The following is a 16,093-nucleotide window of genomic DNA, read 5'->3' on the forward strand; positions in this document are numbered from 1 at the left end:
GATGCAATGGGCCAACCCGCAATCACCCGAGGAGGCCCGTTGAGAGACAACCTCGACCTCGCCGCGAGCGCCCAGCAGCTGGCCGACGCCGCGCCGGCGGGCTCGCTGGACCGCGCGGCGGCCGCGTCCGTGGCCATCACGCTGGCCACCACACGCGACGTCGTCCAGGCCAGGGAGACGCTCGACGGCCTCGCACCGCAGGACGTACGCCAGGCGGCGCTCACGCTCTTCGAGGAGCTCTCCGCGAGCTGACCTGGCCTGACCGGACGCCGACTTCGACTTCGACGCGGCGTCCTGAGGCGTACCCAGACGAGCCCATACGGCGTCCTAAGGCATGCCCAGACGAGCCCGTACGGCCCGGCGCGCCCATACGACGGCCTGCCGGTCGCCGTGCAGCTGCAAGGTGTGGTTCAGGGCCATGACCAGGCCGTGCAGCTCGAACACCAGCTGATCGACCTCGGTGCTGCCCGGCAGTTCCCCGGCGGCCACGGCCCGCCGAGTCTCCTTGAGCAGCCGCCCCCGCCAGGCGTCGAACCGGGCCGCCACCGCGTCGCGCACCGCCCCCACCCGCCCGTCGAACTCGTGGGCCGCGGCGACGAAGAAGCAGCCCCCGGGGAAGACGCCGCGCTCCAGGTAGGAGATCCACTCCTCGCAGAGCGCCTGCAGCCGGCGCAGTCCCGGCTCGATCCGGATGACCGGCTCCCAGACCTCCGCGCGGAAGACCTCGCCGGCCCGTTCCAGCACCGCCAGCTGCAGCGCCTCTTTCGAGCCGAAATGACCGAGAACGCCGGACTTGCTCATGCCGAGCTCGGTCGCGAGGCGGCCGATGGTCAGCCCTTCCAGCCCTTCGAGGGAGGCGATGGCGACCGAGCGGTCGAGGATGGCGGAGCGCGTGCCGAGGGCCTCCGCCACGGATCTCCGTGGACTCATCCAGGCAGTTTAGCGTCCGGAGCATTTTTAGCGTCCGAACGGTCGGTTGCTATAGTCCCGCCCATGACTGGATCAAGACTCGTCGCCACCGGCCACTACCAACCTGCCAAGGTGCTGACCAACGACGACCTCGCCGCCATGGTCGACACCTCCGACGAGTGGATCACCAAGCGGGTCGGGATCCGTACCAGGCACATGGCCGGGCCGGAGGAGGGCGTGGCCGAGCTGGCCGGGAACGCGGCGGCCAAGGCGCTGGCGGGCAGCGGGCTGGACGCCACCGACATCGACCTCGTCCTCGTGGCCACCTGCACCCAGACCGAGCGGGCGCCGAACATCGCCTCCCGCGTCGCGGCCAAACTCGGCGTACCGGACGCGGCCGTCATGGACCTGGGCGTCTCGTGCTCCGGCTTCACCCACGCGCTTGCCATGGCCGACCACACGATCAAGGCGGGGGCCGCCACGCACGCCCTGGTCGTGGGGGTGGACAAGATGACGGCCGTGACGGACTGGACCGACCGTACGACGTGCGTACTGACCGGCGACGGCGCCGGGGCGGCGGTGCTCAGCGCGGCGGCGGAGCCGGAGATCGGGCCCGTCGTCTGGGGCTCGGCGCCCGAACTGGGCAACGCGGTCCGGATCGGCGGCACGCCGACCCGGTTCGCCCAGGACGGCCAGACCGTCTACCGCTGGGCCACCACGCGGCTGCCGGAGATCGCCCGGCGCGCGTGCGAACGTGGCGGCGTCAAACCGGAGGAACTGGCGGCCGTGGTGCTGCACCAGGCGAACCTGCGGATCATCGAGCCGATCGCGCAGAAGCTCGGCGCGGTCAACGCGATCGTCGCCCGTGACGTGGTCGAATCGGGCAACACCTCGGCCGCGAGCGTCCCGCTGGCGCTGTCGAAGCTGCTGGAGCGGGGTGAGGTGCGGCAGGGGGCGCCGATGCTGCTGTTCGGGTTCGGCGGGAACCTCTCCTACGCGGGGATGATCGTCCGCTGCCCGTGACCTCGTAGTCCAGCTTTAGTCGCGCAGGTGGTCGGCGAGCCGCTCCAGTTGCTCGGCGTAGTAGTCGCCGAACTCGGGTGAGCCCGGGTCGAGCCCGCAGGCGGCCCGGACGAGGTGCGGGAAGACGATGCCCGCCGCGGCCATCCCGAACAGCGCCACCAGCACCGCGGCCGGGTCCAGGTCGGCGGGGAACTCCCCCGCCTCCTGGCGGGCGCGCAGGTGCTCCAGGTCGCGGCGCACCTCGTCGTCGAAGGCGGGATCGGGCGGGGCGTCGTCGGTGAGCCCCTGCCAGACCAGCAACTTGCCGAAGTCGCGGCGGCTGGAATTGGCGCGCGCGTAGCCCGCGATGAGCCGGCCCAGCGACGACCCGCGATCGGCGAACACGCTCTCCTCGCTCTGCCAGCGGGTGTTCAGCGCGCGGAAGAGCCCCTCCTTGCCGCCGAAGTAGTAAGAGATCAGCTGCTTGTTGACTCCGGCCCTGGCCGCGATCTCGCCGACCCGCGCCCCGGCGAACCCCTTGGCCGCGAACTCCTCCAGCGCCGCCTGAAGGATGCGGGCCTTGGTGCGCTCCGGATCGCGCTGCTTCTCCTCCGGCGCTCGTCTCATGCCCGGAACACTATCATCCATCCGGATGGTTGACAGAATCATCCATACGGTTGATAGTCATGGACATGACAGAGCACATCGCGATCATCGGCGGCGGGGTCGGCGGCCTCTGCCTCGCTCACGGACTCCTCAAGGCCGGAAAGCACGTCACCGTCTACGAGCGGGACCGCACCCCGGCCGACCGGCTGCAGGGCTACCGGGTGCACATCGACCCCAACGGCGCCCGCGCCCTCCACGACTGCCTGCCGGCGGCGCTCTGGCAGGCGTTCCTCGCCACGACCGGGCAGGGCGGCCAGGACTTCGGCTTCCTCACCGAGCGGCTCGGCACGCTCGCGCTGATCGAGACCCCGCCCGCGGCCGACCCGGCCGACGACCACCACTCCGTGAGCCGCATCACGCTCAGGCAGGTGCTGCTGACCGGGCTGGAGGAGGTGGTGCGGTTCGGCAAGACGTACGAGCGCTACGAACGGCTGCCCGACGGGCGGGTCGAGCTGTTCTTCGCCGACGGCTCCAGCGACACGGCCGACGTCGTGGTCGCCGCCGACGGCGGCAACTCGCGGGTGCGCAAGCAGTATCTGCCGCACGCCGAGCGCGTAGAGACCGGCATCACCACGGTGGCGGGCAAGTTCCCGCTCACCGACGAGACCAGGGCGCTCATCTCGCGGCGGCTCGTCGAGGGCCCGAACACCATCATCCCGCCCAAGGGCCTCGGCCTGTTCTGCGCCCCGCACGACCTGAGCGACACCGCGCCGGTCGGCGCCATCGGGACGACCGAGCAGCAGGGCGCGCTGATGGACAACGCCGGCAGCTACATCCTCTGGGCCGTGGGCGCCGCCAAGGACCGCTTCCCCGCCGACGTCGCTGACCTGCCGGGCGCGCGGCTCAAGCAGACGGTGGCGGAGATGATCGAGTCCTGGCATCCCGATCTCCGCAAGCTGATCGACCTGTCCGACCCCGACACGGTCTCGTTGCTGCCGATCCGTACCTCGATCCCGATCGAGCCGTGGCCGGCCACCACCATCACACTGCTCGGCGACGCCATCCACAGCATGACGCCGATGCGCGGCATCGGCGCCAACACCGCCCTGCGCGACGCCCGCCTGCTCTGCCTGGCGCTGACCGGCGGGCGCGACACGGTCGAGGCCATCGCGGACTACGAGGAGCGGATGCGCGAGTACGGCTTCGCGGCCGTGCGGGACTCGCTCCGCGCGGCCGAGCAGTTCATCGGCGAGAGCCGGGCCGCCAGGATGGGCTTCAAGACGTTCCTGCGTACGGTCCAGCGCTTCCCGTCGCTCAAGGCGAAGGTGTTCTCGTAGTCCAACGCCGTACCTTGGAGGAGCCGACACTGTCGAAGCTGCTGGAGCGGGGTCAGGTGCGGCGCGCCCTCCGCGCGGTGCGCGACCGGCTTCGCGCACCCAGATCGCGAGGCGTGGCGCGCTGACGCTAGCGTTGGAGGGGAGGAGAGGGGTTCCGTTGTCAGTCGTGAAGATCAACGTCCTGACCGTGCCGGCGGAGATGCGGGAGGAGCTGGAGCGACGCTTCTCCAACCGGGCGGGCATGGTGGAGTCGGCCGACGGGTTCGAGTGGTTCGAGCTGCTCAGGCCGGTCGAGGGCACCGACCAGTACCTGGTCTACACCCGCTGGCGCAGCGAGGACGACTTCCAGACGTGGCAGCAGGGTCAGGCCTTCCAGCGCGGGCACGCGCAAGCCGGGGCCGCCCAGGGGCATGGCCACGGCCAGGGGCCCGCCGCGTCCGGATCCCAGCTCTGGTCGTTCGAGGTCGTCCAGAGCGCCAGCCCCAAGAGCTGAGCGGCCCTTTGTTGGAGGGTGGATGCGGATCGGGATCCTGGGGCCGCTCCAGATCGCGGGGGCCGCGGTCGGCGGCGCGCGGGTGCGGGCGCTGCTGATCCGCCTGGCGCTCGATCCCGGCCGGGTGGTGACCAACGACCGGCTGATCGATGACCTGTGGCCGGGTGAGCCGCCCGAGCATCCCATGGCAGCGCTGCAGTCGCTGGTGTCCAGGGCGCGCAGGGAGGCTCCCGGGCTGATCTCCTCCCATCCGAGCGGCTACCTGCTCGACGTACCAGCCGATGAGGTGGACGCGTGGGCGTTCGAGCGGCTGGCCCGCGCGGGCGACGCGCACGCGGCGCTGGCGCTCTGGCGCGGCCCGGCGCTGGGCGGCATCGACCTGCCCTTCGCGCTGGCCCCGGCCGCCCGGCTGGAGGAGCTGCGGCTGGCGGCGCTGGCCGGCCGGATCGCGGCGGACCTGGCCGCGGGTGGCGATGTCGTGGCGGAGCTGGAGGAGTTGGTCGCCGAGCACCGGCTGCGCGAGCCGTTCCACGCGCTGCTGATGCGGGCCATGGTGGCGGACGGACGGCGTGGCCAGGCGCTGGAGGTCTTCGAGCGGATCAGGGCGCGGCTGGCGGACGAGCTGGGCGTCGATCCGGGGGCCGAGCTGCGGGAGGCGCACCTCGCGGCGCTGCGTGAGGAGGAGCCGGAGCCCAGGAGCAACCTGCCCGCCCGGCTGACCAGCTTCGTCGGCCGCAGCGACGATGTCGCCCGTATCCGGACGCTCTTCGTCGGCCGCGGCGATGACGTCGCTCGCATCCGGCCGCTGACGGGCGCTCGGCTGATCACCCTCGTGGGGCCCGGCGGGGCGGGGAAGACGCGGCTGGCCGTCGAGGCGGCCGCGACGCTGCGCGTGCCCGACGGGGTGTGGCTGGTCGAGCTGGCCCCGGCGGCCGGGGTGCGGGCCGCGCTGGAGGCCGTGTTCAAGACGTCCGACCTGGTCAGGGCGCTGCGCGGCACGTCACCGGTGATCGTGCTGGACAACTGCGAGCACCTGATCGACGAGGCCGCGCGCGTGGCGGAGTGGCTGCTGGGCGAGGTGGCCGGGCTGCGGGTCATCGCCACCAGCAGGGAGCCGCTGAACATCCCCGGCGAGACCCTGCACCCCGTACTCCCGCTGGCGGAGGAGCCCGCCGTGGAGCTGCTCCGCGACCGCGCCGTCGCCGCCAGGCCCGACCTGAGCCCGGACCCGGCCGAGGCCGCGCGGATCTGCCGTGAGCTCGACGGCATCCCGCTGGCCATCGAGCTGGCCGCCGCCCGGCTGCGGACGATGTCGGTGTCCATGCTGGTCGAGCAGCTCGGCGACCGGCTGGGCTTTCGCGGCAGCCGTACCTCCGAACCCAGGCACCGGACGCTGCGCGCGGTCATCGACTGGAGCTGGGACCTGCTGTCGCGGGAGGAGCGGGAGCTGCTGCGCGGGCTGTCGGTGTTCTCCGGCGGGGCGACGGCCGAGGCGATCGGGCGGGTCTGCGGCGGCGGTCTCGATCTGCTGTCCGCGCTGGTCGACAAGTCGCTGATCGCCCTCTCCGGTGACCGCTACACGATGCTGGAGACGATCAGGCAGTACGTCGCGGAGAGCACCACGGCTGATCTCTTGGAGCTCAGGCAGGCGCATGCCTGCTACTACGCCGAGCTGGCCGAGGCCGCCGAGCCGCATCTGCGGACGGGTGAGCAGGTCAAGTGGCTGGCCGTGCTCGACGCCGAGCAGGGCAATCTGGACGCGGCGTTCCGGCACTCCGACGACCCGCTCCGGGTCATCCTGCCGAGGCTGTGGCCGTGGATCATGCGCGGGCGGCGGCAGGAGGTCATCGCGAACGCGGCCGCCGCGCTGCGCAGGGTCGGTGACGTCCCGCCCGAGGGGCGGGAGCTGGCCCATGGGCTGTGCATGATGGCCGCCATGGGCGCCGAGCCGAGCCGGGCGGTCCGGGAGTCCGACCATCCGGCGGCGCTGCACTCCTGGGCGATGGGCATCGCCATGGGTCCGCCGCGCGACGTGGTGGCCGTCACGGAGGCGAGCGCCCAGCGGCTTCGTGAGCATCCCGACACGTGGACCAGGTCGACGGCGCTGCTGGTGGCGGGCATCGTGCGGTTCGAGTACGGGGCGGTCCACGGGGCCGAGTCCCTGCTGGAGCCGGCGCTCGACGGACTGCGCGGGACCGGCGACCGCTGGGGGCAGTGGACCGCCTACTTCTGGCTGTCGCTGGCCGCCGAGAACCGTGGCGACTTCGCCCGCGCGCTGGCCCTAGCCAAGGAGCCGGAGCCGATCGCGACGGAGCTGGCCGGGCTGGGGGCGCCGCTCGGGCCGATGATGTTCCTGCTGCGGCTCAGCCAGCTCATGATGCGCACGGGCGATCACGCGGGCGCCGCCACTACCCTGGAGCGGGCCTGGCAGGCGGCGCTGCGCTCCGAGGACGCGCTGACGATCGCCCGGGTGACGCACGCCAGAGCCGAGCTGGCCCGGCGCTCCGGCGATCCGGGCGCGGCCGCCCGGCTGCTGCGCGGCGCCCTGGCCATGGACGTCGACGCTCCTCCCCAGTTCAGGGCGTTCATGAACGTCGAGCTGGCCCGCGTGGCCGAGCCGGCCGAGCCGTCGCGCAGGGCGCTGGAGCTCATGGCCACCTGCGAGGACCGGACGGCTCGCGCGACCGTGCTCGAAGGCGTGGCCGAGCACCGCGACCCGCTGATGGCCGCCGAGCTGCTGGGAGCGGCCCGGGTGCTGCGCGGGATCACCGAGTCGGCCGATCCGTTCGTGGTCGCGCTGGCCGGGCGGTGCCGGGCGGCGCTGGGCGCGGAGCGCTACGCGGACGCCCTGGTCAGGGGCGCGGCGATCCCCAACCCGGAGAGGTACGCGCTGTCGTCCCCGTGAAAGTCTCCGTCAGCCGCCGTCACCGCGCCGAGCATGCTTGGCATGAACCATACTGGGCAGCCTAGTGAGCAGGCGCGATGGCGGAGCACTAGCCGTGATCTCTCCTTATCGCGGAGAATGCGCCGGGTGGGGGTAACTTCCACCTCTAAGTAAGGAGACTTGTGGCCGATACAGGCACGCTCGAAACCCGTGGTAGTGACTTCGCCAAACTGGCCCGACAAATCCAGGACGCCGGCCTGCTGGACCGGCGTCCGGTCTACTACGCCGTGCGACTGACCCTGGTATTGGCCGCTTATGTCGGTCTATGGGCGCTGTTCGTGTGGGTCGGCGACTCATGGTGGCAGCTGCTGGTGGCTGTCGCGCTCGCCGTGGCCTCCGCGCAGATCGGGTTCGTCGCCCACGACCTGGGTCACCGGCAGGTCTTCAGGACCCGCCGGGCGAGCGACATCCTGGGATTGATCATCGGCGACTTCGGCATCGGCCTGGGCTGGGGCTGGTGGAACACCAAGCACAACCGCCACCACGCCAACCCCAACCACGAGGACGAGGACCCCGACGTCTCGCCCGCCGTGATCGTCTGGTCGACCGGCCAGGTGGAGCGGAGCCGGGGGCTGCCGAGGTTCATCGCCAAGTGGCAGGCGTACTGGTTCTTCCCGCTGCTCACGCTGGAGGCGTGGCACCTGCACATCGCCAGCGTCAAGGCGGTGTTCCAGCCGACGACGAAGCACCGCAGGGCGGAGGGGGCGCTGCTGCTGGCGCACTTCGCCTGCTACTTCGGCCTGATCTTCGCCGTGCTGCCGTTCGGCATGGCGCTGCTCTTCCTGGTGGTGCACCAGGGGCTGTTCGGTGTCTATCTGGGCAGCACGTTCGCGCCGAACCACAAGGGCATGCCGATCCTCACCAAGGAGGACAAGCTCGACTACCTCCGCAAGCAGGTGCTGACCTCGCGCAACGTCAAGGGCGGCGTGTTCGTGGACGTGGCGCTCGGGCAGCTCAACTACCAGATCGAGCACCACCTGTTCCCGAACATGCCGTCGCCGAACCTGCGCAAGGCGCAACCGATCGTCCGGCAGTACTGCGCCGACCTGGGCGTCAGCTACCTGGAGACGGGACTGATCACCTCGTACGGGCAGGCCCTGCGGCATCTGCACGAAGTGGGCGCGCCCCTGCGCTAGCCACTGGCGCCCTTGAGACGCCGGAGGAGCTCGTCTCGGCGGCCTTCCAGCTCCGCGATCAGCTCTTCCTGCTCGTCCGCCATGCCGATCATCGCGCTGATCTCCACCTGGTCGGTGGCGCCCATGTCGCGGATCTGGTCGCGCAGGTCCTTGGTCTCGGCTCGCAGCCTGGCCAGGTCCTCTTCGACGTGTCGCAAGTCGTCTTCTTCGCTCATGCTCCGGCTCTACCCATTGCGGGGCGGTTGGCCACCCGTGGGGGCCGCCGTACAGAATGGGCCCCATGCGCAGGTTGTCGGCCAGCACCATCGTGTCGGTGGCGGTGATCATCGTCACGCTGGCGGGTACGGTCGCCACCTCCTTCTTCCAGCCCGCCCTGACACCGAACGCGCTGGACATCGTGCTGCCGCTCGTGGCCAGTGCCGGGGTGCTGGCCCGGCGCCGCTACCCGGTGGTGGCGATGATCGTCGTGCTGGCGACCGTCGCGTTCTACTACCCCTTCGCCCGGCTCGACGGGCCGATCCTGATCATGGCGTTCGTCGTCCTCTACACCGCCGCCGACCTGGGCCACCTGATCGCCGCCATCGCCGCCGGCGCGACCACGATGCTGGCCATGGGCCTGGGCGAGACCGGCGGGACCAGGCATGTGGACGACAGTATGTTCATAATGATCACTGGCTGGGTGGTGGCCGCCGTCGCCGGTGGGGGCGTCACCCGCAACCGGCGCGCCTACCTCCGGGAGGCCGAGCAGCGCGTGCTCGACGCCCTGCGCGGCAAGGAGGAGGAGGCCAGGCGGCGGGCGGGCGAGGAGCGGCTGCGCATCGCCAGGGAACTGCACGACTTGCTGGGGCACAACATCTCGATGATCAACGTGCAGGCCGCGGCGGCGCTGCACGGGCTGAAGAAGCGGCCGGACGACGCGGAGGCCGCGCTCCGGGCGATCAAGGAGGCCAGCAAGGAGACGCTGCGCGAGTTGCGTACCACGCTCGGGGTGTTGCGGCAGGTGGACGAGGACGCGCCGACCGCGCCCGCCGACAGCCTGGCCCGGATGGAGGCGCTGGTCACGGCGTCGGGGCTGGACGTACGGACCGAGCTGTCCGGGCGGCTGGACGAGGTGCCGGCCGAGGTGGACCTGGCCGCGGCGCGCATCATCAGGGAAGCCCTGACGAACGTCTCCCGGCACTCGGGAGCCGATACGGCTCGGCTGACCGTCACCCACGAGTCCGGACATATCGTGATCCGCGTGGAGGATGATGGGCCGGGCGCGACGTTCACCGGCGGGACCGGGTTCGGGCTGCAGGGCATGCGGGAGCGCGCCACCGCGCTGGGCGGCACACTGGAGGCGGGCCCCCGGCCTGATGGCGGCTTCCATGTCGTCGCTCACTTACCGCTGAACGGAGTTCGATGATCCGCACCGTGCTCGCCGATGACCAGAACCTCGTACGGGCTGGGTTCCGGTCCATCCTGAGCGACGAGGACGGCATCGAGGTGGTCGGCGAGGCGGCCAACGGCGCCGAGGCCGTGGCCAAGGCCCGCGAGCTGCGGCCCGACGTGGTGCTGATGGACATCCGGATGCCCGAGCTGGACGGCCTGGAGGCGACCCGCGTGATCGTCACCGATCCGCGGCTCGACGGCGTCAAGGTGATCATCCTGACCACGTTCGACCTCGACGACTACGTCTACGGGGCGCTCCGGGCGGGGGCCAGCGGGTTCCTGGTCAAGGACACCGAACCGGCCGAGCTGATCCACGCGGTGCGCGTGGTGGCCAGAGGCGACGCGCTGATCGCGCCCTCGGTGACCCGGCGGCTGATCGCCGAGTTCGCGGGGCGGGTCAAGCGCCCGGAGCCGGGGCCCCGGCTCAACGCGCTCACCGAGCGCGAGCGCGAGGTCATGGCGCTGGTCGCGGCCGGGCTGTCCAACGACGAGATCGCGGCCCGGCTGGTGCTCAGCCCGGCCACGGCCAAGACGCACGTCAGCCGCATCATGACCAAGCTCGGCTCGCGCGACCGGGCGCAGCTCGTGGTGCTCGCCTACGAGGCCGGCATGATCACCCCGGGCTGGCTTACTCCCTGAGTTGTACGGCGGGCGGCCGGTTGACACCACAGGTGTACGGCAGGTGCCCGCCCCAGCATGACGCGGCGCAGATGACCTTGGCCGGAACCTCTGACCATGGAGACCGTAGACCTCGCCCGCCTGCAGTTCGCCCTCACCGCGGGGGCGCACTTCCTGTTCGTCGCGCTGACCCTCGGCCTGGCGACGCTGGTGGCCGTCATCCAGACCTGGGCCACCTTGACCCGCAGCCCGGTGCACATGCGGATGACGCGGTTCTGGGGGCAGCTCTACATCATCAACTACGCGATGGGCATCGTCACCGGGCTCGTCATGGAGTTCCAGCTCGGGCTGTCGTGGAGCGGGCTCACCGAGTTCGCCGGGAACGTGTTCGGCTCGTCCCTGGCGATCGAGACGATCGTCGCGTTCTTCATCGAGTCCACCTTCCTGGGCCTGTGGATCTTCGGCTGGAACAAACTGAACCGCTGGGCGCACCTGGCACTGATCTGGGTCGTCACGCTGACGGCCTACGCCTCGGCGTTCTGGATCCTGATCTCCAACGGCTTCCTGCAGAACCCGGTGGGCTACCAGCTCAAGGACGGCGTCCTGCACCTCACCGACTTCGGCGCGCTGGTGGCCAATCCGGCGGCGCTGGTCGCCTTCTTCCACATCGGCGGCGGCGCGCTGATCGTCGGCGGCTTCCTCATGGCCGGAGTGAGCGCGTACCACCTGGCCAAGCGCACCGCCGAGCAGGACTTCTTCCGCAAGTCGCTGCGCATCGGGATCGGCGTGGCGCTGCCCGCGACGCTGTTCACCGCGACGTTCGGCGGGCTCGGCTTCGACACGCTGCAGCTGACCAAGCTGGCCGCCTGGTCGGGCAGCGCGCGGCGGATGGCCGAGGTGCAGGCGGACATGGTGGCCATGTACGGTCCGGGCGACTACCTGCCGTCGCTGGAGTGGGTGCGCGTCTCCGGGATCACCATGATGTCGCTCTTCGCGGTGCTCTTCTTCGTCTCCGGGGCGAGCTTTCTGCTGATGCTGTTCCGGCCGGTCGTACGGGGCTTCCGGCCGTGGCACTGGCTGCTGACCGCGCTGATCCCGGTCCCGTTCGTGACCATGATCGCGGGCTGGCTGTTCCGGGAGATGGGTCGTCAGCCCTGGGCCGTGTACGGCCTGCTGAAGACCGCCGACGCCATGTCACCGGTGTCGTACGGCCAGATCAGGTTCTCGCTGGCCGCGTTCGTCACCGTGTTCGCTGTACTCATCCTGATCAACTACTGGCTGCTGGCCAGGACCGCCCGCAAGGGACCGGGCGAGGTCGCGCTGGGCGACGACCGTCCGGCAGCCGAGACCCCCGCCCCCGCCCTGACCTTCTGAGGAGCCGTCATGGAGATCCTGATCCTGGCCTTCTTCGCCCTCGGCTACCTCGTGCTGGCCGGGGCCGACATCGGCGTCGGCATGGTGCTGCCGTACCTGGGCCGCACCCCGGGCGAGCGACGCGAGGCGATCGCCGCGATAGCGCCGTTCTTCCTCGGCAACGAGGTGTGGCTGGTGGCCACCGCCGGGGTGCTCGCCGGGCTCTTCCCTTCTCTGGAGGGCTCGCTGCTCAGCGGCAACTACTCGCTCGTCGTGGCGCTGCTGCTCTCCTGGGTCATCCGGGACATGGGCCTGTGGCTGCGTGGGCGGCTGGCGGGCGTCCGGTGGCAAGGGTTCTGGGACGGCGCCGTCGTGGCGGGCAGCTGGGGGCTGGCGCTGAGCTGGGGCTCGCTGCTCAGCGACGTACTGCTCGGCATCCACGGGCCCCTCGCGCTGCTGCCCGCCCTGCTGCTGGCCGCGCTGTTCGCCACGCACGGGCTGTCGTTCGCTGCGCTGCGGCTGCGGGGCGTGCTCCGCGAGCGCGCGGCGGTGCTGTCCGGCGGCACCGGAGAGGGCCGCACGTACGCCCTGACGGCGACGGCCCTCGTGGCGATCGGCGTCGTGGCGGGCTTCCGGCTGCCCCTGGCCCCGGGCACCTCGGGCCCGCTTCTGGTGCCGCTCATCCTCACGCTGATCCCGTTCCTGGTGGCCTCACAGGCGTGGGTCTGGTGGACGTTCCGGCACCGGGTGACCGGCCCGTCATACCTGTAACCGGGGGGAGACCATCCTCGGACCCGGCCCGCCCTGGTCGGCGGGCAGGCTGTAGTCCAGCCCTTGCTTAACCTATCGAAACTCGATAGATTTCCATCGCAACTCGATGGAAGGATGCGCCATGGGAAAGCTGACAGTGCTCGCGCTGCGCGCCGTGCTCGGGGTGGTGCTCACCGGCACCGTGTCCATACAGGCATTGATGGTGTGGACGTTGATCAGCGGGAACGACCCGGAGGACGGATCGCTCCCGCTGACCCCGCTGCGCGTGATCACGATCCTGGGCATGGTGTCGGTCCAGGTCGCCGTGGTCTGCGTATGGCGGCTGGTGACGATGGTGCGACGCGGAACCGTGTTCTCCCACGCCGCCTTCCGGTACGTGGACATCGTGATCGGCGCGATCGTGGCGGCCGCCCTCGTGTGGTTCGCGGTCACGGCCATCAACGCGCCGGGCCAGCGGGACGACCCGGGCGTCACCGTCATCATGGCCGGCATTGGCGTGGCCATCCTGGGGGTCGCGCTCATCGTACGCGTGCTGCGGGTGCTGCTCGCCCAGGCCGTCGCGCGCGACGGCGAAGCGGCGCAGATGCAGGCCGAGCTGGACGAGATGATCTGATGCCGATCGTCGTCGACATCGACGTGATGCTGGCCAAGCGGAAGATGTCCGTGGGCGAGCTCGCGGACCGCATCGGGATCACGCCCGCCAACCTGGCGGTACTCAAGAACGGCCGCGCCAAGGCAGTGCGCTTCACGACGCTCAACGCGCTCTGCGAGGTGCTCGAGTGCCAGCCGGGCGACCTGCTGCGCTGGGAGGCCGAGGACGCCGCGGACGGATGACGCGCCTCCGGCACGTGACACGGCACGCGGCGCGTCCCTGAGCAAGGTGGTCACCGATCCGCCGCCCGGCGCGCCGCCGCTGCCCGGGGGTGGCCCGTGCGCCGGCAACCCTGAGTCCGCCCCGAGAAACGACGGCAGCGCTTACGGCGTCGCGGAGTGACTCGCCTCTGCGGCGACGTCCTGGTCCGCGATCCACCCGCAGCCGCTGTCCGGGCTTTCGGTGCTCCGGATGACCGCGTCCAGGCGGTCACGGGTACGGGTCAGCGCGGTGATCTGGGCATCAATGCGATTGCGCTCGGCGGCGAGCTGGGCACGCGACTCCGGAGTACTGACCTTGGCCTCGACGCAGGGCAGCAGTTCGGCGATGGTCCGGCTGGACAGACCGGCCGCGTAAAGCATCTGGATCAGGTGGACACGGTCGGCCGCCGACTCGGGGTAGTGGCGCTGCCCGGAGCCGCTCCGGTACGCGGTCAGCAGTCCCTGCTCTTCGTAGTAGCGCAGGGCCCGCACGCTGACGCCCGACCTTGCCGCCAACTCGCCGATACGCACCGTGACCTCCATCACAAGACTTGCCTCTGACGTCAACGTCAGGTTTTAGCCTATCCGCATGCAGATCAACGGAGCACATGTGCTGGTGACCGGGGCCAACCGCGGCCTCGGACGGCAATTCGTCCTTTCTCTCCTCGACCGCGGCGCAGGCAGGGTGTACGCCACCGCCCGCCGCCCGGAGCTCATCGACGTACCGGGGGTCGTCCCGCTGCGCCTCGACATCACGGATCCGGCATCGGTCGCCGCCGCGGCGGCAGCGGCACCTGATGTCAAGATCGTCATCAACAACGCGGGAATCTCGACGGGGGCGAATCTGGTCAACGGGGACCTGGACACGATTCGCCGCGAGATGGACACCCACTTCTATGGCACCCTCAACGTGATCCGTGCCTTCGCACCCCAGCTGGCCGACGGCGCGATCCTCAACGTTCTGTCCGCGATCTCGTGGCTCGCCTTCGACGGTGCGGGCGGATACCACGCTGCGAAGGCCGCCGAGTGGGCGCTCACCAACAGCGTACGCTTGGAGCTGGCCCACCAGCGCACTCTGGTGACGGGCCTGCACCTGGGCGCTGCGGACACCGACATGATGGCCTGGTACGACGGCGACAAGGGCGCCCCCGAGGTGATCGTCGCGGCGGCCCTCGACGGCATCGAGGCGCACCGGCCCGAGGTGCTCGCCGACGACTGGAGCCGCCAGGTGAAGGCATGGCTGTCCGAGGACCCGAATGTCATCTACCGGGAAGCGGCGGCCGCCCTCACGGCCTGACTTGCCGCCCCCTCGGCTTTCCAGGCGCGGCCGGTGCTGGGGACGGGCAGACGCCTGGCCCCGGTGCCACCGTTACTGTGTGTCGCTTGCCGGGGCTCACTTGTCGGCCGGCGCGTACACCAGTTCGAGGACGCCCGACGGGAAGGCCGTGCTTTTCACCAAGCGCAGGTTCACGGCCTGATCCAGCTCGGGGAACAGCGGCGCGCCCTTGCCGGTGACGGCGGGCAGCACCCACAGCCGGTACTCGTCGACCACGCCGAGCTTGATCAGGGAGTGCATGAACGTGGTGCCGCCGGCGGCGACGAGGTCCTTGCCGGGCTCGGCCTTGAGCTTGGCGAGCTCCTCCGCGGTGTCACCGCCGGCGATCCGGGTCTCGGGCCAGTCGTCGGCCGATTTCAGGGTGCGGGAGAACACGACCTTGGGGATCTCGTTCATGGCCTTGGCAGAGGGGTGGTCGGAGGTGGGCCAGTATCCGGCCATGATCTCGTAGGTGTTGCGGCCCATGAGGAAGGCCCCGGCCTCCCACAGCCGGCTGACGAAGTACTCCTCCTGCTTCGGGTCGTCGATGCTCATCATGACGTCCCGGATTCCGTTGTCCCCGTCAGCGCTCTTGCCATCGAGCGAGACGTAAAAACCCAGAATCAACTTCCGCATCCGGTGCCTCCATTTGTTTTGTCCCGCGCCGGGACGCTCCCAGCACGGGCCCAACGCCGCAGGGGCGCTTGCCTGAGCTCCGATCAGTGTCCACCGCTCGATCAGCTCGTGCTCAGCGGTTGGTCACTCACACACTCAGACCGCCGGCTCCCGCAAAACTCATCGCGCTCCGCGCCATCGATATCTCTCACCCGCGCCAGCAGGAAGCCGCTCCCGGCGACGGCACGGTCGCGGCGCGACCGGAGCAGGCTGGGCCGCAGGTCCTGCCTGCTCCTGCCCGGCGCCGACCAGTTGACGGACGTCATGCAGGCGCGGCTGCTGCGCGTCGGCAGGGGCGATGAGGTGAGCGACTGGAGCGCGGCGCCCGTGACGGCGAGGTTCGACACGGGAACGAGGTCCGACCCCGACGACTTGGCCGACTGATCGCTACTTCACAAGCACGTCGGCTTCACAGGTGATGGTGAGCGTGGGCAGTGGCACGCGGGTGGTTCAAACCTCGCGGCGGATCGCGAGCACGCTGAGCCACGTGCGGTGGGTGGTGTTCTCGGCGTGCTCGCGTACCTCGAAGCCGATCTCGGCGAGGATCGCGAGCAGCGTGCGCGGCTTGCGGTGTACGAACCAGCGCAGGAGCCCTTCGTTGTGCGGGACCGGCTCCCAGACCTCGCCGTCGCCGGTCGAGGTGCTCAGCCC

At 70.6% G+C, this 16,093-nt stretch carries 20 protein-coding genes; 14 read left to right on the forward strand and 6 right to left on the reverse strand.

Annotated elements, in window-relative coordinates:
• Nucleotides 1-39: 39 nt before the first annotated feature.
• A complete protein-coding gene (locus AB0L53_RS34930; RefSeq protein ID WP_358545605.1) occupies nt 40-252 on the forward strand; it encodes a hypothetical protein in 213 nt (70 codons plus the stop codon).
• Nucleotides 253-327: 75 nt separating this feature from the next.
• Here the strand turns inward: AB0L53_RS34930 and AB0L53_RS34935 are convergent, their stop codons facing one another.
• Nucleotides 328-930: a TetR/AcrR family transcriptional regulator gene (locus AB0L53_RS34935; RefSeq protein WP_364003233.1), complete on the reverse strand. Its 603-nt coding sequence runs from the start codon at nt 928-930 to the stop codon at nt 328-330.
• Between the two features lie 63 nt (nt 931-993).
• On the opposite strand from AB0L53_RS34935, the gene AB0L53_RS34940 reads away from it, so the two are divergent.
• A complete protein-coding gene (locus AB0L53_RS34940) occupies nt 994-1,932 on the forward strand; it encodes a beta-ketoacyl-ACP synthase III (RefSeq protein ID WP_364003236.1) in 939 nt (312 codons plus the stop codon).
• A gap of 15 nt (nt 1,933-1,947) precedes the next feature.
• Here AB0L53_RS34940 and AB0L53_RS34945 read toward each other — a convergent pair whose 3' ends face one another.
• Nucleotides 1,948-2,538 (reverse strand): TetR family transcriptional regulator, encoded by a 591-nt coding sequence (locus AB0L53_RS34945; protein WP_364003239.1) that lies wholly within the window; start codon nt 2,536-2,538, stop codon nt 1,948-1,950.
• Between the two features lie 65 nt (nt 2,539-2,603).
• Between AB0L53_RS34945 and AB0L53_RS34950 the strand changes: the two genes are divergently transcribed.
• From AB0L53_RS34950 to AB0L53_RS34965, 4 genes are all read left to right on the forward strand, one after another.
• Complete coding sequence (locus AB0L53_RS34950) at nt 2,604-3,854, forward strand: NAD(P)/FAD-dependent oxidoreductase (protein ID WP_364003242.1); 1,251 nt, start codon at nt 2,604-2,606, stop codon at nt 3,852-3,854.
• A 157-nt stretch (nt 3,855-4,011) separates the two neighbouring features.
• A complete protein-coding gene (locus AB0L53_RS34955) occupies nt 4,012-4,347 on the forward strand; it encodes an antibiotic biosynthesis monooxygenase (RefSeq protein ID WP_357651355.1) in 336 nt (111 codons plus the stop codon).
• 22 nt (nt 4,348-4,369) lie between these two features.
• Nucleotides 4,370-7,252 (forward strand): BTAD domain-containing putative transcriptional regulator, encoded by a 2,883-nt coding sequence (locus tag AB0L53_RS34960; protein ID WP_364003245.1) that lies wholly within the window; start codon nt 4,370-4,372, stop codon nt 7,250-7,252.
• Between the two features lie 161 nt (nt 7,253-7,413).
• Nucleotides 7,414-8,427, forward strand: coding sequence for an acyl-CoA desaturase (locus AB0L53_RS34965; RefSeq protein ID WP_364003248.1), 1,014 nt, complete (start codon nt 7,414-7,416; stop codon nt 8,425-8,427).
• Here AB0L53_RS34965 and AB0L53_RS34970 read toward each other — a convergent pair.
• Nucleotides 8,424-8,642 (reverse strand): hypothetical protein, encoded by a 219-nt coding sequence (locus AB0L53_RS34970; RefSeq protein ID WP_358435744.1) that lies wholly within the window; start codon nt 8,640-8,642, stop codon nt 8,424-8,426. The two genes, AB0L53_RS34965 and AB0L53_RS34970, sit on opposite strands and share 4 nt — an antisense overlap.
• Before the next feature lie 65 nt (nt 8,643-8,707).
• Here AB0L53_RS34970 and AB0L53_RS34975 point away from each other — a divergent pair, with 65 nt between their 5' ends.
• The 6 genes from AB0L53_RS34975 (at nt 8,708) to AB0L53_RS35000 (ending at nt 13,434) form a co-directional block, all read left to right on the forward strand.
• The gene (locus AB0L53_RS34975; RefSeq protein ID WP_364003251.1) at nt 8,708-9,832 is read left to right on the forward strand and encodes a sensor histidine kinase; all 1,125 of its coding nucleotides are present in this window, start codon (nt 8,708-8,710) and stop codon (nt 9,830-9,832) included.
• Nucleotides 9,829-10,497 (forward strand): response regulator transcription factor, encoded by a 669-nt coding sequence (locus AB0L53_RS34980; RefSeq protein ID WP_364003254.1) that lies wholly within the window; start codon nt 9,829-9,831, stop codon nt 10,495-10,497. Before AB0L53_RS34975 ends, AB0L53_RS34980 begins: the two co-directional genes overlap by 4 nt.
• A gap of 96 nt (nt 10,498-10,593) precedes the next feature.
• Nucleotides 10,594-11,850, forward strand: a complete 1,257-nt coding sequence (locus AB0L53_RS34985) for a cytochrome ubiquinol oxidase subunit I (RefSeq protein WP_364003256.1) — start codon at nt 10,594-10,596, stop codon at nt 11,848-11,850.
• Nucleotides 11,851-11,859: 9 nt separating this feature from the next.
• Nucleotides 11,860-12,600, forward strand: coding sequence for a cytochrome d ubiquinol oxidase subunit II (locus AB0L53_RS34990; protein ID WP_364003259.1), 741 nt, complete (start codon nt 11,860-11,862; stop codon nt 12,598-12,600).
• A gap of 121 nt (nt 12,601-12,721) precedes the next feature.
• Nucleotides 12,722-13,213, forward strand: coding sequence for a DUF2975 domain-containing protein (locus AB0L53_RS34995; RefSeq protein ID WP_364003262.1), 492 nt, complete (start codon nt 12,722-12,724; stop codon nt 13,211-13,213).
• Nucleotides 13,213-13,434 carry a helix-turn-helix transcriptional regulator gene (locus AB0L53_RS35000; protein ID WP_364003265.1) on the forward strand — a complete coding sequence of 74 codons (222 nt, stop codon included), beginning with the start codon at nt 13,213-13,215 and terminating at the stop codon, nt 13,432-13,434. The genes AB0L53_RS34995 and AB0L53_RS35000 overlap by 1 nt, the downstream gene beginning before the upstream one ends.
• 141 nt (nt 13,435-13,575) lie before the next feature.
• On the opposite strand, the gene AB0L53_RS35005 is transcribed toward AB0L53_RS35000, so the two are convergent.
• Nucleotides 13,576-13,983 (reverse strand): MerR family transcriptional regulator, encoded by a 408-nt coding sequence (locus tag AB0L53_RS35005; protein WP_364003268.1) that lies wholly within the window; start codon nt 13,981-13,983, stop codon nt 13,576-13,578.
• Between the two features lie 58 nt (nt 13,984-14,041).
• Between AB0L53_RS35005 and AB0L53_RS35010 the strand changes: the two genes are divergently transcribed.
• Entirely contained in the window at nt 14,042-14,749 is a 708-nt protein-coding gene (locus AB0L53_RS35010) for an SDR family oxidoreductase (protein ID WP_364003271.1), read from the forward strand.
• A 96-nt stretch (nt 14,750-14,845) separates the two neighbouring features.
• Here AB0L53_RS35010 and AB0L53_RS35015 read toward each other — a convergent pair whose 3' ends face one another.
• Complete coding sequence (locus AB0L53_RS35015) at nt 14,846-15,403, reverse strand: dihydrofolate reductase family protein (RefSeq protein WP_364003274.1); 558 nt, start codon at nt 15,401-15,403, stop codon at nt 14,846-14,848.
• A 291-nt stretch (nt 15,404-15,694) separates the two neighbouring features.
• On the opposite strand from AB0L53_RS35015, the gene AB0L53_RS35020 reads away from it, so the two are divergent.
• Nucleotides 15,695-15,826, forward strand: a complete 132-nt coding sequence (locus tag AB0L53_RS35020) for a hypothetical protein (protein ID WP_364003276.1) — start codon at nt 15,695-15,697, stop codon at nt 15,824-15,826.
• A gap of 66 nt (nt 15,827-15,892) precedes the next feature.
• Here the strand turns inward: AB0L53_RS35020 and AB0L53_RS35025 are convergent.
• A partial coding sequence (locus AB0L53_RS35025; RefSeq protein WP_364003279.1) for a hypothetical protein occupies nt 15,893-16,093 on the reverse strand: 201 nt, incomplete at its 5' end.

This window comes from Nonomuraea sp. NPDC052129 (assembly GCF_040680095.1).
Taxonomy (GTDB): Bacteria; Actinomycetota; Actinomycetes; order Streptosporangiales; family Streptosporangiaceae; genus Nonomuraea.